Below are 22,332 nucleotides of genomic sequence, written 5' to 3'. Positions count from 1 at the left end.
CTTATTTTAGTGCTCTTGCAATTCTTACTGAATGTCATTTACGAAGCATGCCTTCGATAAAATCTTTCCAGTTCCCCAGTTCACGTTCAATCATAACAACCTCTCTTATTATTATGCGCATTCTACAAAAACGGACCATCATTGTGAAGACTATTTAACCAATTGCTGTGATTGTACCCCACGTCCTGCGGGGATTTATGATAAATATGAACGGAGAGGCCTCAATTTTTTGTGACGGCTAGCAATATTTTGAAATAACCCCACGGACGGGTGAGTTTTATTTTACCCGCTGAGTTTATTCGAAATTTAAAGTTTATGGACATCTATGCTTAAAGGGTGAAAGAATATTCAGCGTACAGATGTGAGTTGAATTAAGATGAAGCGTAAATCCAGACGATTCCTCAATGTGTTATATTCTACTTAAGGATATATCTTCGAATTTACTGAACATTTAATCATCATTAGGTCAAAAGGATTCACCATGGTTGTGATGTACGGCATTAAAAATTGCGACACCATCAAAAAAGCCCGCCGCTGGCTGGAAGAAAACAACGTAGAGTACCGCTTCCACGATTACCGAGCCGACGGGCTTGATGCAGAATTTCTGCATAGCGCGATCGGCGAACTGGGGTGGGAAGCAATGCTGAACACCCGCGGTACCACCTGGCGTAAACTGGACGAATCTCTGCGCGCCAGCATCAACGACGCTGACAGCGCGGCAAAACTGATGCTCGAGATGCCGGCAATTATCAAACGCCCATTGCTCTGCGCGCCAGGGCAGCCTATGCTGCTGGGTTTCAGTGAAACCCTTTATTCCGACTTTTTTCGTTGAGGTGTAGTTTATGTCATGCCCGGTCATTGAGCTGACTCAGCAGCTTATTCGCCGTCCTTCCCTTAGCCCGGACGACGCAGGTTGTCAGGCTCTTATGATTGAACGCCTGCGTGCCATCGGTTTTACCGTTGAACGCATGGATTTTGGCGATACCCAGAACTTCTGGGCGTGGCGCGGCCAGGGCGAAACGCTGGCCTTTGCCGGGCATACTGACGTCGTTCCCGCCGGTGACGCGGATCGCTGGATTAACCCGCCGTTTGAACCGACCATTCGCGACGGCATGCTGTTTGGTCGCGGCGCGGCAGACATGAAAGGCTCTCTGGCGGCGATGGTCGTGGCGGCAGAGCGCTTTGTGGCTCAGCATCCAAACCACAAAAACCGTCTCGCGTTTTTAATCACCTCCGACGAAGAAGCCAGCGCCCATAACGGCACCGTGAAGGTCGTTGAGGCGCTGATGGCCCGCAACGAGCGTCTCGACTACTGCCTGGTCGGTGAGCCGTCCAGTACCGAAGTGGTGGGTGACGTCGTCAAAAACGGACGTCGCGGCTCGCTGACCTGTAACCTGACCATTCACGGCGTTCAGGGGCATGTGGCTTATCCGCACCTGGCCGATAACCCGGTCCATCGCGCTGCGCCGATGTTGAGCGAGCTGGTGGGCATCGAGTGGGACAAAGGCAACGAATTCTTCCCGCCGACCAGCATGCAAATTGCGAACGTCAAGGCCGGGACCGGCAGCAATAACGTGATCCCGGGTGATTACTTCGTCCAGTTTAACTTCCGCTTCAGCACCGAACTGACCGATGAGATGATCAAGGCGCGCGTCGTTGCCCTGCTGGAAAAATATCACCTGCGCTACACCGTGGAGTGGTGGCTTTCAGGCCAGCCGTTCCTGACGCAGCGTGGCAAACTGGTGGATGCGGTGGTGAACGCCATCGAGCACTATAATGAAATTAAGCCACAGCTGCTGACAACGGGTGGCACCTCAGACGGACGCTTTATTGCCCGTATGGGCGCCCAGGTTGTCGAACTGGGTCCAGTGAACGCAACCATTCATAAAATCAATGAGTGTGTCAATGCGGCAGATTTGCAACTGCTGGCCCGTATGTATCAACGTATTATGGAGCAACTCGTCGCCTGACGAACGCTCTGAGAGGAATAGCGAATGGATTGGCTTTCAAAGTACTGGTGGATTCTGGTGTTGGTTTTTCTGGTCGGCGTACTGCTGAACGTGATTAAAGATCTTAAGCGCGTTGACCATAAAAAATTTCTCGCCAACAAACCGGATCTTCCCCCGCACCGTGATTTTAACGACAAGTGGGACGATGACGACGACTGGCCGAACAAGGACCAGAAGAAGTAATCGTTAAGTTTCCCCTCTCCCCGGGAGAGGGGGAAACCTCACATAAACTCTACAATATCATCATCGTCCGGCTTGCCTCCGCTGAGCGCTTCATCAAAGTAGTGCTTCGGTACGGTATAGCGCAAACGATCGAGCGCGAACTGCATGCTACGGTCGTCAATCGCGTGCCCCAGATCATCAACAATATCCAGCGTCACGTCCCCACCTTCACGAATCAGCGCTTCCTGAGCGGCAACCGCATGCGAGAGCTCAATCACCCGGTCTTCGCCACCGTGGATCAGGTGGATCGTTGTCTGCGTGGTTGCGCTTGTCGGTAACGTCGCAAAACGGCCGTTAAACGCTATCACCCGTGAAGCCAAACCCGGCTGCGCTTTTACGCTTTCCAGCGACATGATTGACCCCTGCGAGAAGCCAATCAGCGCGGTCGCGTCGGCACCCACGCCGCTCTGCTGCTGCCAGTAGCGGACGATATCGATAAAGGTAGGCATGATGGCGTCAATGCGAGCCTGACGGTTCTCTTCCGTCACGCCCTGCACAGAGAACCACTGGCGTCCGTTTGGACCGCATGGCTCTACGCCACCGATGCTGACAATCAATGCCTCCGGAAAAACGGGCGCAAACCAGCTGCCAATCTGACCCATATTGACGGCATTATCGCCAACGCCATGAAACAGAAGCAGTAACTGTTTAGCCGGTTTGTCAGGGCTTTGAACAACAAAATGGTCGTGTTTCATGGTGGTCTCCTTAATAGATGACCTGGATTCTACGCCTCCCGACGTGAATGACCATGCCACTTTACTGAAGAAGTCATTGAAAAAATTGCCATTGCAAAATGTCTTCTTTCAACTGCTGACTACGAAGATAATCAAGACTTTCAATCGCTTGCGCGGTTTCATTTCGCAACGTTGCCAGCAACGCTTTTCGCCCGACGTCTTCCGTTTTTCCGTCCATTTTCCCCCGCAGGGCCGGGAGCGGTATATCAACGGTGAGCAACAGCCGCGTCAGCGCGGCAACCGAGGTTGAAAACGCCCGATGCGCAAACGCAAACCCCGCCAGCTCCAGCCAGTCGTCATTATTAAGGGTAGCTTCCCAGCCGTCTTCCACGGGGATCTTTTCACCGTTCCAGGCAGACAGGACGCGCATATCCCGGCACAAGCGCTGATGTTCCTGAGCGCACAGCCGACGCCCTGCCTCGCTCAGAGGCAGCAGCGCCATCGCCGTGTAGCAGCCGCTGCTGGCTTCACGATGGCTGCCCATCCGCACCAGCACAAACCCACATTGCTGCCAGAAACGCCACAGCTCATCGGTATAACCAAAGCTCACCGACAGATAATCTTCACCGCTGGCGCCGCGAACAAGCGCCTGGCCAATCCCTTCCCGCTGACGGTGAGGATGGACGGCAATGCGGGTCACCCGTCGTCCTCTGAGCGTCGCCGCCAGCGGAGAGCCGCCGTGCGCCGCCAGAGACTGCGCCACCAGGTTACCGCGCGGACGCCGGTACCCTGCCCAAACGGCGCGGCTAAGCTCAGGTGAGAGCCCGCCCTCCTCCACCAGCCAGAGCGCCCCGGCGATAACGGGATTCGTCTCGGCAACGGAAAACTGCTGCCCGGGCGCGTCCATCATGCGGCGTAAATCCAGCGGCGAGGTGCGATAATGCGCCGCGCAGAGGAGCTCGTATACGCTCGCTGCAAGCGCCGGGCGGCTTTCCCATGCCGTCGGCGTCAAAGACGTTAAACGCACCTCCCCTTCCGGACGTCGGTCGATCAGCGTATCGTCAAACAGCAGCGCGCTGGCGACGACCCGCTCAAGCGGGCAGCCCGCCGCCCAGCGTACCGGTGTAGATAAGCTGTAGCGCTGCAGCCCGGTAAACCGACCGCAGAATTTAAGCAGGAACCCCCGGCCCGTCCCTTCATAGCCCTGCACCGTGGTGGTCAACAACACGCGAGGGAAACGGGCAACCAGCTTTTCCAGCAGAGGTCCAGGGATAGCAGCAGCTTCATCGACAATCAGCCAGTCGGCCTGGCGTGAAGAGGCAAGCAGCGCGTCCGGGGCCATAAAATGAAAACGATCTCCGGCAAAGCGGGCGATGATATCCGTCGCCCCCTTCGACGGCGCGGTAACCACGGCGCTGCCCGCAATGCGGTTCAGCAGCATGCCCGCCAGGGCTGATTTTCCGCGCCCGCGCGCGGCGGTGACGGCCACGATGCCCTCCGCCATCCCCTGCAGCACATCCAGGATCTCAGCCTGCTCGCGCTGCGGAGCGCCGCTGGCAGGCTGCCAGTCTGGCGCGTCGGGTAAAGGCGGAAGGGATAACGCGCAGCCCTGAAGCCAGACAATCGCGTCGGGATCGGCGGCAATCGTCCGGCAGAAATGGTGGACAAAATGCGGCGTGGCTATCGCTTCGGCGCTGTCGCTCCAGCGCAGTGAATCGCTGTCTGGCAACTCAGCCCACGTGTCGAGCGGCGGAACCCGCAGCACAAGAAGGCTTCCGGCGTTGAGCGTTCCGCTCAGGGCGGCAAATGCGGCGACATCAAACCCGGCGCTGGCGTCAAAAACGGCATGCCGGAACTCGCGTCCCAGCAGGCCGCTGATGGCTTTTGAAGGATGTTCGTCAAACCAAACCCAGTCTCCGGGCAAGGCGTCACGCAGGGCAAGCGCCTGGGTTAACGTCCACTGCGCCTCACCGCTGAGCACCACCAACCGACGATGGCCGGTGCGCTCAAGCTCGCTTATCAGCTGTTCAAACGCCAGCATTACATCGCTTTGCCGAAGGTATTACACTGCGCCGGATCGCCGCTGTCGAAGCCGCGTTTGAACCAGCTATAGCGCTGCTGTGAAGTACCGTGAGTGAAGCTGTCCGGCACGACGCGCCCCTGGCTTTGCTGCTGAAGACGGTCGTCACCGATAGCCTGAGCGGCATTTAACGCCTCCTCAAGATCGCCGGATTCAAGCACGCCCTGCTGCTGCATGCTGTGGCCCCAGACGCCCGCGAAGCAGTCCGCCTGCAGCTCCATTTTAACGGAAAGGCGGTTCACGTCAGCCTGAGACGCATTTTGCTGAAGCTGGCGCACTTTGGGCTCAATCCCCAGCAGCTTTTGCACGTGATGGCCGACTTCATGCGCGATCACGTAGCCCTGGGCGAAATCACCGTCAGCGCCAAGCTTGCGTTTCATGTCATCGTAAAAAGAGAGATCGATATAGACGGTGCCGTCTGCCGGGCAGTAGAACGGCCCCATCACAGATTGCCCGGTACCGCATCCGGTGCGGGTTGCCCCCCGGTACATCACCAGCTTCGGCTGCTGGTAGGTACGCCCCATCTTTTCGAACAGCTGACTCCAGGTGTCTTCTGTTGTGGCGAGAATAACGGAGGTAAATTTGGCCGCTTCATCTTCATTCGGGCTGATGGAGCGCTGAGAATGCTGCTGCTGTTGCAGCGGCTGACCGGTCATTAAACCAGTGAGATCGACGCCGTAATACCCCGCAACCAGCACGACAATCAGCAGGATTATCCCGCCCTTGCCGCTGGGTAACCGGAAGCCGGGTCCTCCCATTGAAGGACCGCCGCCGCCATCACCGCGTCTGTCTTCTACATTGTCACTTTCACGACGCCCTTGCCAGCGCATAACCACCTCGAACTATTCCATTTATAATAGCTATGATCGTAGGCGGTTAACGGCAAGATTACCATAGGAAACAAGGGTAAGACGCCAAAGGATGGGAACATCCTTTGGCAAGTGAGGGAGTTAGTCGAGCTTAACGCCTAAACGGTGAGCAACCGCTTCGTACGCTTCAATCAGGCCACCCAGGCTCTGACGGAAACGGTCTTTGTCCATTTTATCCAGGGTTTCTTTGTCCCACAGGCGGCTACCGTCCGGTGAGAACTCATCGCCCAGCACCACTTCGCCTTTGAACAGACCAAACTCCAGCTTGAAGTCGACGAGGATCAGGCCCGCGTCATCAAACAGTTTTTTCAGCACGTCGTTGGCTTTGTAGGTCAGCTCTTTCATGCGCGCCAGGTTCTCCTGGTTCACCCAGCCGAAGGTTTCGCAGTAGGATTCGTTGACCATCGGGTCGTGCATCGCATCGTTTTTCAGGAACAGGTCGAACAGCGGTGGGTTCAGTTCGATACCTTCTTCAATGCCCAGACGCTTCACCAGGGAGCCCGCCGCACGGTTACGAATAACGCACTCAACCGGAACCATATCCAGTTTTTTCACCAGACATTCCGTATCGGACAGCAACGCTTCCATCTGGGTCGGTATGCCCGCTTCGGCCAGTTTGGTCATAATGAAGTGGTTGAACTTGTTGTTCACCATGCCTTTACGATCGAACTGCTCAATGCGTGCACCATCCCCTGCTGACGTATCATTGCGGAACTCGAGCACCAACAGATCCGGGTTTTCCGTGCTGTATACGGTCTTCGCTTTGCCACGATACAACTCAGCTTGCTTCTGCATCTTCATTACTCCTGGTGTGATGATTTGTGTTCAAAACTGGGGATATTATGCCACGCACACGTTTGCGTGGCACTAAAATAAAAAGGGCTGGATTCACCAGCCCTCGTATTTATTTGCTGAATGCTGCCTGGAAGACAGCGACCAGCGCATCGTTCTGCGACTGGGTCAGCGTGTGACCTTTAGGATCGATAAACTGCAGACTGCTGCGGTTATCAAGGTCGCCTACCTGAATCTTGTAGTCACCGGAGGCAAGCTGAGGATCTTTCGCGCCCAGTTCCTGCCATGCGCTGTCGGAGAGCGGCTTATACGTTGCCGTCATGCTGCCGGTTGAACGCGTGCTGTCGGTCACTTTCATGCCCACTTTTTCCAGCGTCGCTGGCAGACGCTGCCAGGTCTGGTTAAACGGTGCACGCACCACCAGCATTGGCAGGCCGGTATCATCCGCACCGCTTTGTACATCGAAGGTCGCGCCGTTGCGGCTCTGCGCTGCGTTGGCGGCATCGGTAGCGGTCTTATCCAGACCTGCGGCAATGACGTTCAGCATTTCGGTGCTGTAACGCTGCAGGGACGCGGCATCCGCAACCGGTTTACCCGCCTGCTCCAGGTTCAACAGCTTAACGTTAACCGCCTGCTGGTAACCCTGTGGTTTAACGGAGACTTGATAACGACCGCGGTACTGCTGGTCTTCATCCAGACGGTTCCATTCGATCCAGTCGGTGGTTAACGTCTGGCTGGCGTCATCGCGTTTATCGATGGTGTAGTTCTTCGACTGAATGACGCTGACAACCTGCGGCCACAGCGTGCTACCGCGCGCGCTCTCAACCATCAGAGACGCCGTATCACCGGTGAACTGGGTACGCGCCCCGCTGACCAGCGCCAGAGGCTGTGCTGGCGGACGAATATCAAGCGCTTTACCGACCGGGCCGCTGCCGTTGGTCACGGGAATATTATAATCGCCGTTCTGAATCGGCAGGATCATACCAGCCGGTGCGTGAAGTTCAGCAAGCGGGGTCGCATCCAGATAGGATTCATCACCGCTCACCTGGCGCTTGTAGCGCGAGTCTGAACTACAGGCAGCGAGCAGCATAACAAGCGAAACACTCGCAACCTTCGCCAGGCGCGACTTCTGTACTGAATAAGCCATCAAATCTCCCTAAACTCTACAGCAAACCGGCATGCTTCAGCGCCGCCCTGACGATGTCACGACCGTGGTCGGTAATCGGTGTCATTGGCAGACGCAGCGTATCGGTTGCTACAAGTCCCAACTCCTTACATGCCCATTTCACTGGGATCGGATTGGGTTCGACAAATAATTTATTGTGCAGCGGCATCAGACGCTGATTAATGACGCGCGCTTCATCAAAGTGACCGGCTGCGGCCAGTTTGCACATTTCAGCCATATCGCGCGCCGCAACGTTTGACGTTACGGAGATCACGCCATGGCCACCGAGCTGCATAAAGTCCAGCGCGGTCGCATCATCACCACTCAACAGGATAAAGTCGTCTGAAACCAGCTCTTTGATCTGATGAACGCGGCTTAAGTTCCCTGTCGCCTCTTTAATACCGATAATATTTTTTACTTCCGAGAGACGACCAACGGTTTCCGGCAGCATATCGCAACCGGTACGGGACGGCACATTATACAGAATTTGTGGCAAGTCAGTATGTTCAGCGATGGCTTTGAAGTGCTGGAACAAACCTTCCTGAGTAGGACGGTTGTAATAAGGGGTCACCGTCAGACAGCCAACAATGCCGCTGTCGTTAAAACGTTTGGTCAGGCTGATCGCTTCTGCGGTTGCATTCGCGCCTGTGCCCGCGATAACCGGAATACGTCCGTCAGCCAGTTCCAGGGTCAGCATAACCACATCGCCGTGCTCGTCGTGGCTCAGCGTTGCGGATTCACCGGTAGTCCCTACCGAAACGATCGCCGAGGTTCCGTTGGCGACATGGTAATCAATGAGCTTCTTCATGCTTGACCGGCAGACGTTACCTTTTTCATCCATCGGTGTTACAAGCGCGACAATACTTCCCGTGAACATGAGCCATCCTCTGTGCGAACAAGAGCCTCAATGTTACGTTTGGAACTGTAATAAAAGCAAGCGACCTGAGGCTCTCAGGCGGTTGTATGCATGTTTTTTTTATGCTTTCCTTAGGAAGACTTAACCATGCAAAGGAAGAACAGGTTTGACAACCTCATCACAACATTACCTGGTTATCACTGCGCTGGGTGCCGACAGGCCGGGTATCGTGAACACCATCACCCGCCACGTAAGCAGCTGCGGCTGTAATATCGAAGACAGCCGTCTGGCGATGCTTGGCGAAGAGTTCACATTTATTATGTTGCTTTCCGGGACATGGAACGCCATTACGTTGATTGAATCGACCCTGCCGCTGAAGGGGGCCGAACTGGATTTGCTGATTGTCATGAAGCGCACCACTGCGCGTCCGCGTCCGGCACTGCCTTCTACCGTCTGGGTGCAGGTTGAAGTGCCTGATTCACCGCATCTGATTGAGCGTTTCACCGCGCTTTTTGACAATCATCAGATGAATATTGCCGAACTGGTTTCCCGTACGCAGACAAGCGATGACCATGGTCTTCCGGTGCTGTTTATTCAAATTACCGCGCACAGCCCTGCCTCACAGGATGCGTCAAATATCGAGCAAGCGTTCAAAGCCCTCTGTACAGAATTAAACGCGCAGGGCAGTATAAGCGTCGTCAATTATTCGCAGCACGAACAGGATGGAGTTGAGTAATGAACCCACTGAAAGCCGGTGACATCGCACCGAAATTTAGCTTACCGGATCAAGACGGCGAGCAAGTAAATTTGACCGACTTCCAGGGACAGCGTGTTCTGGTCTATTTCTACCCGAAAGCCATGACCCCCGGCTGCACCGTACAGGCCTGCGGCTTACGCGACAACATGGACGAGTTGAAAAAAGTCGGCGTGGAAGTGCTGGGTATCAGCACGGATAAACCAGAAAAGCTGTCACGATTTGCTGAAAAAGAGTTGCTGAACTTCACGCTGCTTTCCGATGAAGATCATCAGGTGTGCGAGCAGTTCGGCGTCTGGGGCGAAAAGACGTTTATGGGTAAAACCTACGACGGTATTCACCGCATCAGCTTCCTGATTGACGCTGACGGTAAAGTTGAACATGTGTTTGACGACTTCAAAACCAGCAACCACCACGACGTGGTGTTGAACTGGCTGAAAGCAAGCGCCTGATAAACAGCAAAACGGCAACCCAGGTTGCCGTTTTTCGTGTTTTCCCCAGAGGGTCGGAGTGAGGGCATCAGGCCTCATAAAACCTACTTCTCTTCCACCGCCGGCACATCCGGCCATGCGTGGACCACGGCCTTAATCAGCGTCGCCAGCGGAATCGCAAAGAACACGCCCCAGAATCCCCACAGCCCGCCGAAAATCACCACCGATAAGATAATCACCAGCGGATGCAGGTTCACCGCTTCAGAGAACAGCACCGGTACCAGCAGGTTACCGTCCAGGCCCTGAATAATCAGGTACACCGCAAAGCAGCTCCAGAACTCTGTCCCCAGCCCAAACTGGAACAGCGCGACGCCAACAACAGGAATGGTCACCACAAACGCGCCAATGTAGGGGATCAAAACCGAAAATCCGACCAGCACCGCCAGCAGCAGCGAGTAGTTCAGGCCGAAAATCAGGAAGCCAATCCAGGTAGCTACCCCCACGACAATCATCTCCAGCACCTTGCCGCGAATGTAGTTGGTGATCTGCTGGTTCATCTCTTCCCAGACCTGCCCTGCCAGCCCGCGGTTGCGCGGCAGAATACGGCGCACGGCGTTGAGCATCTGATCTTTATCTTTCACCAGGAAGAAGACCATCAGCGGCACGAGCACAAGGTAAACCGCCAGCGTGAGCAGCCCGACCAGCGAGGCCAGAGAGTACTTCACCACCGAATCGCCCATCGTCATGATGCGGGCGCGCATATTTTCGGCCATCGCGTCGATAATCCCGGCATCCATCAGGGCCGGGTAACGGCGCGGCAGCGTGGCGGCAAAATCAGAGAGTTTATTCAACATGCCGGGCATATCGCGGATCAGGTTAATTCCCTGCTGCCAGGCGACCGGCATCACCACAAAGGCCATCAACAGCAGGATGCCGACAAACAGCACCAGCACGATGCTTGTCGCCCAGCGGCGGGAACAGCCGATATGTTCCAGGCGCGCCGTCGGCCACTCCAGCAGGTACGCCAGCACGATCGCCACCAGCAGGGGAGCGAGAAGACCGCTGAAGAAGAACAGAATACCGAACCCGGCAACCAGAATAACCAACAAAGCAATGGCTTCCGGGTCGCTGAACCGACGCCGGTACCACTGCATTAACATTTCGAGCATACAACCCTTCCCTGAATCGAATGGCGGGAGTGAGACGATGAATTGTATCTAACTGTCACAAAAAAGACTTTCGCTTTTTGTATCCCGATCGTAATCCGCAAAAGCCTGATGAATGGGATTTTCTTCATGCTGTAACACGGCTACACTCGCAGAGCAGCAGAGAGGAACGTTATGCCGGTTCATCGGTCAAATTAGCACATCCAACATACAGGACAGTGGTTATGTTCAGGCAGTTGAGAAAAACACTGGTTGCAACACTGATTGCCGCGGTGACGGTCGGTCAGGTGTTGCCCGCTTTTGCTGACTCGTCCGATTCATTGCCGGACATGGGCACCACAGCAGGAAGCACGCTCTCTATTGGGCAAGAGATGCAAATGGGGGATTACTATGTTCGCCAGCTGCGCGGCAGCGCCCCGCTGATTAACGACCCTTTGCTGGTACAGTACATTAACGGGCTGGGGATGCGCCTGGTTTCGCACGCTGACTCGGTAAAAACCCCCTTCCACTTCTATTTAATCAATAATGACGAAATCAACGCCTTCGCCTTCTTTGGCGGTAACGTGGTGCTGCATTCGGCGTTATTCCGTTATTCCGACAATGAAAGCCAGCTGGCCTCGGTAATGGCGCACGAAATTTCGCACGTCACACAGCGTCACCTGGCGCGTGCGATGGAAGACCAGAAACGTAACGCTCCCCTCACCTGGGTGGGCGCGCTGGGCTCTATTCTGCTGGCGATGGCCAGCCCGCAGGCCGGGATGGCGGCTCTGACCGGTACGCTGGCGGGAACGCGCCAGGGGATGATCAGCTTTACCCAGCAAAACGAACAGGAAGCGGACCGCATCGGGATTCAGGTGCTGCAGCGTTCGGGCTTTGACCCGCAGGCCATGCCGAGTTTCCTGGAAAAACTGCTCGATCAGGCGCGTTACTCTTCCCGTCCGCCGGAAATTCTGCTGACGCACCCGCTGCCGGAAAGCCGCCTGTCGGACGCGCGTAACCGTGCAAACCAGATGCGTCCGGTGGTGGTCCAGTCTTCGCAGGATTTCTACATGGCGAAAGTGAGAACGCTTGGAATGTACAATTCCGGGCGTAACCAGCTCACCAGCGACCTGCTGGATACCCTGGCGAAAGGCAACGTGCGTGAGAAAAACGCCGCGCAGTATGGTCAGGCGCTCCAGGCGATGGAAGCCAGCAAATACGACGAGGCGCGTAAAGCGCTGCAACCGCTCCTGGCCGCCGACCCGAACAACCCGTGGTATCTCGATCTCTCGACGGATATCGATCTGGGCCAGAAGAAAACGGCCGATGCGATTAACCGTCTGAAAGGGGCGAAAGACGTCCGTACCAACCCGGTGCTGCAGCTTAACCTGGCGAACGCTTACTTACAGGGCGGCCAGCCTGGCGAAGCGGCGACCATTCTGAACCGCTACACCTTTAATAATAAAGACGATCAAAACGGCTGGGATCTGCTCGCTCAGGCGCAAGCGCAGCTTGGCAATCGCGATCAGGAGCTGGCGGCGCGTGCCGAAGGTTTTGCCCTGGTGGGCCGCCTCGATCAGGCGATTTCCGCGCTCAGCAGCGCCAGCTCGCAGGTCAAGCTCGGCAGCCTACAGCAGGCCCGTTACGACGCGCGTATCGATCAGCTGCGCGGCCTGCAGCAGCGCTTTAAGCCGTACGAGAAGATGTAATAAAGGAGAATTCACGTCATGACAGACGCCGTAAAAATTTATCACAACCCTCGCTGCTCCAAGAGCCGCGACACCCTGAGCCTGCTGAAGTCTAACGGCGTTGAGCCGGAAGTGGTGCTGTACCTCGACACCCCACCTGACGCGCAAACTCTCCGCCAGCTGCTGCACATGCTGGGAATGGGCAGTGCAAGAGAGCTGATGCGCCAGAAAGAAGATCTGTATAAGTCGCTTAACCTGGATGACAGCCGTCTCACCGAGGCTGAGCTGATCCAGGCAATGGTTGAAAATCCAAAGCTGATTGAGCGCCCGATTGTGGTGGCGAACGGCCAGGCGCGCATTGGACGCCCGCCGGAAGACGTGCTCGAGATCCTCTAGTCCTTATGCCGCAGCGCTTCCAGAAAGGCCTGCGGCGTACTCTCTCCCAGCTTTTTCTGCGCTTTTCCGCGGTTGTAAATTTCGCACAGCTGGATCAACAGCTCGCCTGCCGGTTCACTGTTCAGACGTGGGATGATTTCACATAGCGGCAGATCAACCTGAACGGCGCGGTACTGCTGCGGATGCACCGTTACGGTGGTATTGCGTTTTTCAAGCTTCACCTCGAAACCAAAAGTCTCAACAGATTGAATAACAGCCGGACAGGCTTCCAGCGCGTCGTTCGCCCAGCGGGTCAGCAGCTGCGGAGAAATGCCCGCGTACAGCCGGGCGTAGCACCAGCCGCTCACGGGTTCACGCGCCCAGAGCAGATGCTGTTCTCCGCCATCGTCCATATGCAGCGACAGAGGCTGATAATGTAAAAGGAGTTTTTGCGGCACGATACCTGCCTTCAGCGCCTTTTTTCCCTGCAACGTCGTGGCCTTCTGCTTTATCGAAGCCGGTTTGAGGTAGCGGTTCAGGGTCGCGCGGGACACGGCGATCCCGAGTCCGCTATTGACCATCTGCAGCAGTTCGTCCAGCGGGGCGCCAGTGATATCCCGCAGGGCATTGACCAGCGCAACTTGTTCCTGTCTCAATGCTTTGTGTATCACTTTTGGCGTCGTGTGGTTATCCGAAACCTGCTCGCGGTTGCGCCAGCGCCTGACGGTAGTGACCGAAATGCCCAGCTCGGTAGCCAGCTCCCTGTCGCTTTTATCTGACTGCTGAAGATAGCGACGGATGCGCGGCGTCGTGGTGGCATTAGCATGCAGTTTAATTTCCATCGCAGGATCCTCAGAACCAATCTTATGAGATTTATACTACACCAGCGATTGCTTTGTGACCGATTTCACCTTTCGCTCGCCACGCTTCACTGATAATCCTCAGACATAACATAAACCACCCCCTCAATCTTGTACGGAGTTCACAATGAACAATGTTCTGGGATTTCTTGAAGCAAAACTGATGCCGCTGGCGGCCAAAACGGCCCAGCAGCGTCATCTCGGGGCCATTCGCGGCGCTTACGTGTCCTTCATGCCGTTTATCATCGTCGGCTCTATTCTGCTGGTGATTTCGTCGTTCCCGAATCAAGCCTACCAGCAGTTTATGTCTCAGGCCTTTGGTGAGAGCTGGAGCGCCATTATTGAAATCCCCTTCAACGCGGTGTTCTCCACCATGTCGCTGTTCATCAGCTTCCTGGTCGCCTTCCGCCTGGCGGAACACTACGGTGAAGACCGCATCTCCTGCGGTATCCTGGCGCTGGTCGCCTTTCTCATCCTGACGCCTTTTATCAAAGTGGCGGAAAGCGGCGGTATTACCGTCATTCCGGTGGAGTGGATTGGCAGCAAAGGGCTGTTCGTAGCGATGATCGGTTCCCTGCTGTGGACGGAGCTGTTCTGCTGGCTCAAGCGCAAAAAGCTGGTGATCAAAATGCCGGACGGCGTGCCTCCGGCGGTGCAGGAGTCGTTCGCCGCGCTGATCCCTGCCCTGCTGGTGATGATTCTGGTACTGGGTATCCGCATCGTGTTTGAAAACACCCACTACAACACCATCCACCAGTTTATTTACGAAGTGGTTGCCACGCCGGTGCGCCACTACGGCACCTCTTACTTTGGCGCGCTGATGACGGTGTTCAGCATCACCATTCTGTGGTCAGTGGGCATTAACTCCGGCTCGATGATCAACGGCATCATTCGCCCGCTGTGGATGGAGAACCAGACCGACAACATCGCCGCGATTCAGGCAGGCACGACGCCGCCGCACATTATCACCGAACAGTTTTTTGACATGATCTGGATGGGCGGCGCGGGAGCCACGCTGTCGCTGGTGATTGCGATGCTGATTTTCGCCCGCAGCAAAAACATGCGTGAAGTGGCGCGCCTCGGCGCCGGGGCATCGGTGTTTAACATCAACGAACCGATCCTGTTTGGCCTGCCGGTGATCATGAACCCGATCATGCTCATCCCGTTCAACCTGGTGCCGCTGGTGCTGGTCACCGTGCAGTATGCGGCGATGAAGATTGGCGCGGTTGCCGTCACCACCGGGGTGTTTATTCCCTGGACGCTGCCGCCGGTTATCAGCGGCTTTATCGTTACCGGACACCTGAGCGGCAGCGTCATGCAGCTTATCAACCTGCTGATTGGCGCCATGCTGTACCTGCCTTTTATGCGTATCGTGGACAAACAGTACCGCGCGGCGGAAATGGCCACCGTTACGCAAACCGACACCACCCTTGCAAAACAGGAGTAAAGCATGTGGGGAATTATCGCGACCTGGAGAATGGCGCTTGAAAGCGTTACGGAGTCTGCGTCTGCGCTGGCTGCGGGAAAACCGGTCTCTGCGGCAGTGGTGGATGCCGTCGCCGCCGTCGAAGACTTTCCGTTTTATAAATCCGTCGGCTACGGCGGGCTGCCCACCGAAAATGGCGAAGTGGAGCTGGACGCCGCCTACATGGACGGCGATACGCTGGCGTTTGGCGCCGTGGGCAACCTGGTGGATATCGCCAACCCGGTGCGCGTGGCGCAGGCGCTTAGCCGCCAGCGCTACAACAGCCTGCTGGTCGGCCAGGGCGCGCGGGAATGGGCGCTGAGCCAGGGCTTTGCCGACAAAACTATGCTCACTGACCGCGCCATGCAGCACTACCGCAAACGCTGCCGCGAGACGCTGGATAAGGGCTTAAGCCCTTACGACGGGCATGACACCGTCGGCGTTATCGGCCTCGATAAACAGGGGTCAATGAGCGTCGCTACCTCCACCAGCGGCCTGTTCATGAAAAAGCGCGGCCGACTCGGGGATTCGCCCATTATTGGTTCCGGCTTTTACTGCGACAGTGAAACCGGCGCGGCCACCGCCACGGGCGTCGGTGAAGATCTGATGAAAGGCTGCACCAGCTACGAAATCGTCCGCCGCATGGCGCAGGGTATGACGCCGCAGCAGGCGGCGGATTCGGTGGTGCTCGAACTGGAGGACAAGCTGATGTCGCGCTTTGGCCGCGCGGGCGATCTCTCCGTGGTGTGCATGAACAACAGGGGCGAATTTGGTGCCGCTACCAACATCAAAACCTTTTCGTTCGTGGTGGCGACGGCTCGCCAGCCCCTCACCGTTTTTCGTACCGAACGCCTGCGGGAGAAAACGCATTATCACGCGGTAGACGATGCGTGGATGCAGGCCTATGCCGCGCGGATCCGCGCGCCGATTGAGGAGTCATGATGATTACTTATCAGTTTATCACCGCGCTTTCTGACGCGGCTCCGCAAAGCCATTTGATTGCGTCCGCCTCCTGTACGTATTTGCCCGAAACGGCGCTTGTCGCGGAAATGCGCCAGTCTGCCGGCCTCGCTGACACCCGCTTTGGCTGCGCCCCGTTTGCCCGGATCACCCTGCTGCCGGGTGCCCTCTGGCAGGATAGCCTGACCGAAGGATTACTGAAGGCGCTGCGTCCGCTGCTGGCCTCGCCCGCCAGCCCCGAGCTGATACTGGACGTTACCGATATCGACGATGTGGTGCTGGCGCAGGTGCTGCGTTTTCTCTTTAATCAGGCGCACAGGCTAAGCGACCTGAAGCTGAAGCAAACGGATGAATCGCCGGTGCGCCTTACGCACATCACCGCCCTCTGCCTGCCGGAACAGCAGGCAAAACTGGAGGGGATCTTCCGCCAGCAGCAGGCCATCGCCCACGGCATGGTTGCGGCGCGACGTCTGGCGGATATCCCGTCCGACCGATGCACGCCGCAGTTTGTGGTGGAAGAGGCGCAAAGGCTCTGTGCCGCCTTCCCCGCCCTGCGCTGCGAAGCGCTGAACGAAAAGGCTATTGCTGAGCAGGGTCTGGGGCTGCTGCACGCCGTTGGCAAAGGGGCGACCTGTCCGCCGCGCCTGCTGGCTCTTCATTATGACGGCGTCAACGACGGCCCGGTGCGCTGCTATGTGGGTAAAGGCATTACCTTCGATACCGGCGGCCTGTGGCTGAAGGAAGGCGCGGGCATGTACACCATGAAATACGACATGTGCGGTGCGGCTAACGTGCTGGGCCTGATGCTGACCGTGGCAGAACTGGCGCTGCCCGTGCGCATCATGGGCGTGCTGGCGCTGGCGGAAAACGCCATCGGCCCGGACGCCATGCAGCCCGGCACGGTGGCGACGGCCTGCAACGGCACCACGGTTGAAATCAACAACACCGATGCCGAAGGCCGACTGGTGCTGGCGGATGCCATCGCCTGGGCCAGCCTTCGTCATCCGCAGGCGCACTATATCATTGATATGGCCACCTTAACCGGCGCGGTCGTGAAGGCGCTGGGGTATGAGCTGAGCGGGCTGATGACGCAGGATGAGCCGCTGCGCGCGGCGTTGACGCTGGCGGGCAAACGAAGCGGCGATGAAGTGTGGTCCCTGCCGCTGGATGCGCGGCTGAAAAAACAGACCGACAGCGCCATCGCCGATCTGTGCAACACGCCGACCAACAATGCGGCAATCAGTGCGTCGGCGGCGTGGCTGCTGCACCACTTCTGCCCACCGACCATTCCGTGGGCGCATCTGGATATTAGCGGTACGGCGCTATGGCGAGAGAGCGGCAGGAGCGTGGCGTCGGGAAGACCTATTCCACTTTTGGTTGAGCACCTGCTGGGAGATATTTAGCCGCCACCCGGCACAACTACAGCTTGAGAATATCTTTCACAAACGGAATGGTCAGCTTGCGCTGGGCGGTAATGGAGGCGCGATCGAGCTGATCGAGCGTGTCAAACAGCGTGCGCATTTCGCGATCCAGACGCTTGAGCAGGAAACGCCCAACGTCCTCCGGCAGCTCAAACCCGCGCTGCTTTGCGCGCAGCTGTAACGCCTGAAGCTTATCTTCATCCGACAGCGGCTGGAGCTTATAGATTTGCCCCCAGTCCAGACGAGACGCCAGGTCCGGCAGCCCCAGATTCAGCTGACGCGGTGGACGATCGCCGGTGATCAGCAGTCGGGTTTTACCCGATTCCAGAATGCGGTTGTAGAGGTTAAAGATCGCCATTTCCCACGGCTCGTCCCCCGCCACGCATTCGATATTATCGATGCAGACCAGCGAGAGATGTTCCATTCCCTCCAGCACCTCAGGCACGAACCATGTGCGTTTATCCAGCGGCACGTAGCCTACCGCATCACCGCGCGCCGAAAGCTCCGCGCAGGCGGCATGCAGCAGATGGCTGCGCCCCGCGCCTTCGCGTGACCAGATATAGATGTATCCGCTGTGATCCTGGCGCAGCACGTTTTGCAGTGCAGCCAGTAAAGAGGGGTTATCACCCGGCCAGAAACTCGCAAAAGTTTCGTCGTCAGGGAGATAGAGTGGCAGAGAGAGCTGTGCCGGTCCGTTCAGAAATACCTCAACCAGAGATCCTACGTAAAATCGGAATGGAGTTTAACACGGAACCTGCAAGGAGAGAACCGGGCGATCCCTCGCCCGACTTTTCGATCAATGTGGCGCTTTTTCGCTTTCGTCCGCGTCCAGAATTTCTTCTTCCGGGCGGATGACCGAGATCAGCTTGAAGATCAGGCTCAGGCCCACGCCGACGATGGTCGCCAGCGCCATGCCCTTCAGCTCGGCCGCACCAATGTGCACCTTCGCGCCGCTCACGCCGATGATCAGGATAACGGAGGTCAGGATCAGGTTTTGCGCCTTGCTGTAATCCACTTTGGATTCAATCAGCACGCGAATACCGGAGGCGCCGATCACGCCGTACAGCAGCAGAGAAACGCCGCCCATTACCGGCACCGGAATGATCTGAATCGCTGCCGCCAGTTTACCGACGCAGGAGAGCAGAATGGCGATAATCGCCGCGCCGCCGATAACCCAGGTACTGTAGACGCGGGTAATCGCCATCACGCCGATGTTCTCACCGTAGGTGGTGTTTGGCGTCGAGCCAAAGAAACCGGAAATGATGGTGGAGAAACCGTTCGCAAACATGGAGCGGTGCAGGCCCGGGTCGCGGATTAAATCGCGCTTAACGATGTTCGCCGTCACCACCAGGTGGCCGACGTGCTCCGCAATCACCACCAGCGCCGCGGGCAGAATGGTGAAAATAGCAAACCATTCAAAGCGCGGCGTATAGAAGGTTGGCAGGGCGAACCAGTGGGCCTGAGCAATCGGGGTGGTGTCCACCACGCCCATCGCGAAGGAGAGCGCATAGCCCGCCAGCACGCCGATCAGGATCGGGATAATCGCCATAAAGCCGCGGAACAGCACGGAGCCAAACACCGTTACGCCCAGCGTTACCAGCGAGATGATAATGGTTTTGGAATCCGGTGACTGACCGTCAGCAGGCAGCAGACCGGCCATATTCGCCGCCACGCCCGCCAGCTCAAGACCGATGACCGCAACGATCGCGCCCATCGCTGCAGGCGGGAACATCACGTCCAGCCAGCCGGTACCGGCTTTCTTCACAATGAAGGACACCACGCAGAACAGGACGCCACACATGATAAAGCCGCCCAGCGCGACTTCATAACCCAGCGGCAGCAACAGTAACACCGGCGAGATAAAGGCGAAGCTCGACCCGAGATACGCCGGGATTTTGCCTTTACAGATAAAGAGGTACAGCAGCGTACCGATGCCGTTGAACAGCAGCACGGTGGCCGGGTTAATGTGGAACAGGATTGGCACCAGCACGGTTGCGCCAAACATGGCGAACAGGTGCTGCAAACTAAGCGGGATAGTCTGTAAAAGCGGCGGTCTTTCACTCACCCCGATAGCACGGCGCGTCATAGTGTTTTCCTCTGTGTAGTATTGTTGGTGTTTTATTCAAAAAAAAGCCGACTATCAAAGTCGGCTTATTTATCGTTATTCGATTATTTCGTACCAAAGATCTTATCGCCGGCATCGCCGAGACCCGGGATGATGTACCCGTGCTCGTTCAGGCCCTGGTCGATAGAGGCGGTATACAGCTCAACGTCCGGGTGCGCTTTTTCCAGCGCAGCGATCCCTTCCGGAGCGGCAACCAGTACCAGTACCTTAATGCTGTTGCAGCCCGCGTTTTTCAGCAGGTCGATGGTAGCGATCATAGAGCCGCCGGTCGCGAGCATTGGGTCAACCACCAGCGCCATGCGCTCGTCGATGTTAGACACCAGCTTCTGGAAGTAAGGAACCGGCTCGAGGGTCTCTTCGTTACGGTAGATACCCACCACGCTGATACGCGCGCTTGGCACGTGCTCCAGCACGCCTTCCATCATGCCGAGACCGGCACGCAGGATTGGCACCACGGTAATTTTCTTACCTTTGATCTGCTCAACCTGCACCGGGCCGTTCCAGCCTTCGATGGTGACTTTTTCTGTTTCCAGATCAGAGGTCGCTTCGTAGGTCAGCAGGCTGCCGACTTCAGATGCCAGTTCGCGAAAACGCTTCGTGCTGATGTCATGCTCACGCATCAGGCCCAACTTGTGTTTAACGAGTGGGTGTTTCACTTCCACAATCTTCATTCTCTTTCTCCTCTGAGGTGGCGTCCGCAAAAAAATCGCGGGATTATACCGCTTTTTTCAGATTAGGCCATACCCATGTTGCTTGACAGGGATCAAGCAAAGACAAAAAAGCCGGAGACTGGGCTCCGGCTTTTTTGCGGGGTTCTGCCGGGTGGCGCTTAGAGCTGCTCTCCATTGCTGGCAATCACCTGCTTATACCAGTCGAACGATTTCTTCTTACTGCGGTTCAGCGTGCCGTTCCCTTCATTATCTTTATCGACAAAGATAAAGCCGTAGCGTTTTTTCATTTCGCCCGTACCGGCAGACACCAGGTCGATACAGCCCCACGGGGTGTAGCCCATCAGATCCACGCCATCTTCCACCACCGCTTTTTTCATCTCGCGGATGTGGGCGGCCAGATAATCAATACGGTACTGGTCGTTCACCGTGCCGTCGCTTTCCTGCACGTCGATCGCGCCAAAGCCGTTCTCAACGATAAACAGCGGCAGCTGATAGTGATCCCAGAACCAGTTCAGGGAGTAGCGGAGCCCGACCGGGTCAATCTGCCAGCCCCAGTCGGATTTCTGCACGTACGGGTTAGAGACCAGGCTTTTGCTTTCGTCGTAATCCAGCTGCGGGTTGTCCGCCGTCGCCTTGGTGGCGAAGGACATGTAGTAACTGAAGCCGATGTAATCGACGCAGCCCTGCGTCAGCGCGGCTTTATCTTCTTCGGTTATATCCAGCGCGAAGCCGCGACGTTCGAAGTAGTTGAGCAGGTGCTGCGGGTACTTGCCGCGCACGTGCACGTCGGTGAACCAGTAGCGGCGGTGCATGGCGTTCATCGCCATCATCATATCGTCCGGCGCGCAGGTCAGCGGGTAGATAGGACACATGGCAATCATGCAGCCAATCTGCAGCGATGGGTTAATCTCGCGCCCCGCCTTCACCGCCAGGGCGCTGGCCACGAGCTCGTAGTGCGCCGCCTGGAACATCACCGGTTCACGGTCTTCACCCGGCGCGTACTTCAGCCCGGAGTTCGTAAACGGCGCAAAGTCTTCGTGGAAGTTCGCCTGGTTGTTGATCTCGTTGAAGGTCATCCAGTACTTCACCTTATGCTGGTAGCGCTGGAACACCACTTTTGCAAAACGAACGAAGAAGTCGATCAGCTTACGGTTGCGCCAGCCGCCGTATTCGGTGACCAGATGGAAAGGCATCTCGAAGTGAGAAAGAGTGATAACCGGCTCGATGCCGTACTTCAGGCATTCGTCGAACAGATCGTCATAGAATTTCAGGCCAGCCTCGTTAGGCTCAAGCTCGTCGCCTTTCGGGAAGATCCGCGTCCAGGCAATAGAGGTGCGGAAGCATTTGAACCCCATCTCGGCAAAGAGTTTGATGTCTTCTTTATAGCGGTGGTAGAAATCGATGGCTTCATGGTTAGGGTAATTTTTCCCCTCCAGCACGCCGTTGGTGATTTCACGCGGCACGCCGTGCGCGCCCGCGGTCATGACGTCGGCGACGCTCACGCCCTTGCCGCCCTCTTTCCAGCCGCCTTCCAGCTGGTGCGCCGCAACGGCCCCGCCCCACAGAAAATCTGCTTTAAATCCTGACATTCGCTTTCCCTCATTCTGCGTTATTTTCTGCAAAAACAATTACAGAAACCGGTTTCAGTTCGATGATGTGCAAAGGGCATAGCTGTTGCAAGCAGTTCTCAGAAACCGGTTTCATTTTCGTGAACAGAGTCAAGTTTGGCTGCATTCACAAGGTACGCAGAAAAAAAGATCCCTACGTCCA

General features: G+C 56.6%; 23 protein-coding genes. 10 read left to right on the top strand and 13 right to left on the bottom strand.

Translation table 11 applies throughout. The annotated features are described in order from the left end of the window. Positions 1 to 34 precede the first annotated feature (34 nt). Entirely contained in the window at positions 35 to 94 is a 60-nt protein-coding gene (gene ypfM, locus ACOTZB_RS12185; RefSeq protein WP_015572204.1) for a protein YpfM, read from the bottom strand. 387 nt (positions 95 to 481) lie between these two features. On the opposite strand from ypfM, the gene ACOTZB_RS12180 reads away from it, so the two are divergent. The 3 genes from ACOTZB_RS12180 to ACOTZB_RS12170 are packed head-to-tail and all read left to right on the top strand — an operon-like array spanning position 482 to position 2,192. Beyond that, positions 482 to 832 carry an ArsC family reductase gene (locus ACOTZB_RS12180; protein ID WP_193805931.1) on the top strand — a complete coding sequence of 117 codons (351 nt, stop codon included), beginning with the start codon at positions 482 to 484 and terminating at the stop codon, positions 830 to 832. 10 nt (positions 833 to 842) lie between these two features. Then, positions 843 to 1,970, top strand: a complete 1,128-nt coding sequence (gene dapE / locus ACOTZB_RS12175; RefSeq protein ID WP_047060712.1) for a succinyl-diaminopimelate desuccinylase — start codon at positions 843 to 845, stop codon at positions 1,968 to 1,970. A gap of 24 nt (positions 1,971 to 1,994) precedes the next feature. Then, the gene (locus ACOTZB_RS12170; protein WP_023308751.1) at positions 1,995 to 2,192 is read left to right on the top strand and encodes a hypothetical protein; all 198 of its coding nucleotides are present in this window, start codon (positions 1,995 to 1,997) and stop codon (positions 2,190 to 2,192) included. A gap of 38 nt (positions 2,193 to 2,230) precedes the next feature. Here ACOTZB_RS12170 and ypfH read toward each other — a convergent pair whose 3' ends face one another. From ypfH to dapA, 6 genes are all read right to left on the bottom strand, one after another. Then, the gene (gene ypfH / locus ACOTZB_RS12165) at positions 2,231 to 2,926 is read right to left on the bottom strand and encodes an esterase (protein WP_193805927.1); all 696 of its coding nucleotides are present in this window, start codon (positions 2,924 to 2,926) and stop codon (positions 2,231 to 2,233) included. 73 nt (positions 2,927 to 2,999) lie between these two features. Further along, complete coding sequence (locus ACOTZB_RS12160) at positions 3,000 to 4,946, bottom strand: tRNA(Met) cytidine acetyltransferase TmcA (protein ID WP_421627239.1); 1,947 nt, start codon at positions 4,944 to 4,946, stop codon at positions 3,000 to 3,002. Beyond that, the gene (locus tag ACOTZB_RS12155; RefSeq protein WP_337280908.1) at positions 4,946 to 5,815 is read right to left on the bottom strand and encodes a neutral zinc metallopeptidase; all 870 of its coding nucleotides are present in this window, start codon (positions 5,813 to 5,815) and stop codon (positions 4,946 to 4,948) included. Before ACOTZB_RS12155 ends, ACOTZB_RS12160 begins: the two co-directional genes overlap by 1 nt. A gap of 120 nt (positions 5,816 to 5,935) precedes the next feature. Continuing rightward, a complete protein-coding gene (purC, locus tag ACOTZB_RS12150) occupies positions 5,936 to 6,649 on the bottom strand; it encodes a phosphoribosylaminoimidazolesuccinocarboxamide synthase (protein WP_032659350.1) in 714 nt (237 codons plus the stop codon). Between the two features lie 109 nt (positions 6,650 to 6,758). After that, positions 6,759 to 7,793, bottom strand: a complete 1,035-nt coding sequence (gene bamC / locus ACOTZB_RS12145) for an outer membrane protein assembly factor BamC (RefSeq protein WP_126329938.1) — start codon at positions 7,791 to 7,793, stop codon at positions 6,759 to 6,761. A 16-nt stretch (positions 7,794 to 7,809) separates the two neighbouring features. Then, positions 7,810 to 8,688: a 4-hydroxy-tetrahydrodipicolinate synthase gene (gene dapA, locus ACOTZB_RS12140; RefSeq protein ID WP_033146170.1), complete on the bottom strand. Its 879-nt coding sequence runs from the start codon at positions 8,686 to 8,688 to the stop codon at positions 7,810 to 7,812. A gap of 145 nt (positions 8,689 to 8,833) precedes the next feature. Between dapA and ACOTZB_RS12135 the strand changes: the two genes are divergently transcribed. Further along, positions 8,834 to 9,403 carry a glycine cleavage system transcriptional repressor gene (locus ACOTZB_RS12135; RefSeq protein ID WP_033146171.1) on the top strand — a complete coding sequence of 190 codons (570 nt, stop codon included), beginning with the start codon at positions 8,834 to 8,836 and terminating at the stop codon, positions 9,401 to 9,403. Continuing rightward, the gene (gene bcp / locus ACOTZB_RS12130; protein ID WP_032659360.1) at positions 9,403 to 9,873 is read left to right on the top strand and encodes a thioredoxin-dependent thiol peroxidase; all 471 of its coding nucleotides are present in this window, start codon (positions 9,403 to 9,405) and stop codon (positions 9,871 to 9,873) included. The genes ACOTZB_RS12135 and bcp overlap by 1 nt, the downstream gene beginning before the upstream one ends. An 83-nt stretch (positions 9,874 to 9,956) precedes the next feature. On the opposite strand, the gene ACOTZB_RS12125 is transcribed toward bcp, so the two are convergent. After that, positions 9,957 to 11,021 carry an AI-2E family transporter gene (locus ACOTZB_RS12125; protein WP_047652648.1) on the bottom strand — a complete coding sequence of 355 codons (1,065 nt, stop codon included), beginning with the start codon at positions 11,019 to 11,021 and terminating at the stop codon, positions 9,957 to 9,959. Positions 11,022 to 11,242: 221 nt separating this feature from the next. On the opposite strand from ACOTZB_RS12125, the gene bepA reads away from it, so the two are divergent. After that, positions 11,243 to 12,706 (top strand): beta-barrel assembly-enhancing protease, encoded by a 1,464-nt coding sequence (gene bepA / locus ACOTZB_RS12120; RefSeq protein ID WP_023308761.1) that lies wholly within the window; start codon positions 11,243 to 11,245, stop codon positions 12,704 to 12,706. A gap of 18 nt (positions 12,707 to 12,724) precedes the next feature. Next, positions 12,725 to 13,081: an arsenate reductase (glutaredoxin) gene (arsC, locus tag ACOTZB_RS12115; RefSeq protein WP_023308762.1), complete on the top strand. Its 357-nt coding sequence runs from the start codon at positions 12,725 to 12,727 to the stop codon at positions 13,079 to 13,081. Here arsC and ACOTZB_RS12110 read toward each other — a convergent pair. After that, positions 13,078 to 13,902, bottom strand: coding sequence for an XRE family transcriptional regulator (locus ACOTZB_RS12110; RefSeq protein WP_421627238.1), 825 nt, complete (start codon positions 13,900 to 13,902; stop codon positions 13,078 to 13,080). The two genes, arsC and ACOTZB_RS12110, sit on opposite strands and share 4 nt — an antisense overlap. 145 nt (positions 13,903 to 14,047) lie before the next feature. Between ACOTZB_RS12110 and celB the strand changes: the two genes are divergently transcribed. The 3 genes from celB to ACOTZB_RS12095 are packed head-to-tail and all read left to right on the top strand — an operon-like array spanning position 14,048 to position 17,748. Beyond that, complete coding sequence (gene celB, locus ACOTZB_RS12105; protein WP_368525431.1) at positions 14,048 to 15,367, top strand: PTS cellobiose transporter subunit IIC; 1,320 nt, start codon at positions 14,048 to 14,050, stop codon at positions 15,365 to 15,367. A gap of 3 nt (positions 15,368 to 15,370) precedes the next feature. Continuing rightward, complete coding sequence (locus tag ACOTZB_RS12100) at positions 15,371 to 16,327, top strand: N(4)-(beta-N-acetylglucosaminyl)-L-asparaginase (protein ID WP_421627237.1); 957 nt, start codon at positions 15,371 to 15,373, stop codon at positions 16,325 to 16,327. Next, positions 16,327 to 17,748, top strand: coding sequence for a leucyl aminopeptidase family protein (locus ACOTZB_RS12095; protein ID WP_421627445.1), 1,422 nt, complete (start codon positions 16,327 to 16,329; stop codon positions 17,746 to 17,748). Before ACOTZB_RS12100 ends, ACOTZB_RS12095 begins: the two co-directional genes overlap by 1 nt. A 16-nt stretch (positions 17,749 to 17,764) precedes the next feature. On the opposite strand, the gene ACOTZB_RS12090 is transcribed toward ACOTZB_RS12095, so the two are convergent. The 4 genes from ACOTZB_RS12090 to ACOTZB_RS12075 form a co-directional block, all read right to left on the bottom strand. Continuing rightward, complete coding sequence (locus tag ACOTZB_RS12090) at positions 17,765 to 18,466, bottom strand: DnaA inactivator Hda (protein ID WP_211438414.1); 702 nt, start codon at positions 18,464 to 18,466, stop codon at positions 17,765 to 17,767. A gap of 96 nt (positions 18,467 to 18,562) precedes the next feature. Then, complete coding sequence (uraA, locus tag ACOTZB_RS12085) at positions 18,563 to 19,852, bottom strand: uracil permease (RefSeq protein WP_257833749.1); 1,290 nt, start codon at positions 19,850 to 19,852, stop codon at positions 18,563 to 18,565. An 83-nt stretch (positions 19,853 to 19,935) separates the two neighbouring features. Then, complete coding sequence (upp, locus tag ACOTZB_RS12080; protein ID WP_023308769.1) at positions 19,936 to 20,562, bottom strand: uracil phosphoribosyltransferase; 627 nt, start codon at positions 20,560 to 20,562, stop codon at positions 19,936 to 19,938. 158 nt (positions 20,563 to 20,720) lie between these two features. After that, positions 20,721 to 22,151 carry a 6-phospho-beta-glucosidase gene (locus tag ACOTZB_RS12075; RefSeq protein ID WP_421627236.1) on the bottom strand — a complete coding sequence of 477 codons (1,431 nt, stop codon included), beginning with the start codon at positions 22,149 to 22,151 and terminating at the stop codon, positions 20,721 to 20,723. Positions 22,152 to 22,332 lie beyond the last annotated feature (181 nt).

The organism is Enterobacter cloacae complex sp. SHL020 (assembly GCF_049236945.1).
Lineage (GTDB): Bacteria > Pseudomonadota > Gammaproteobacteria > Enterobacterales > Enterobacteriaceae > Enterobacter > Enterobacter dykesii.
The sequence above is the reverse complement of the archived record's forward strand: the minus strand, read 5'-3'. Positions and strand labels throughout refer to the sequence as shown.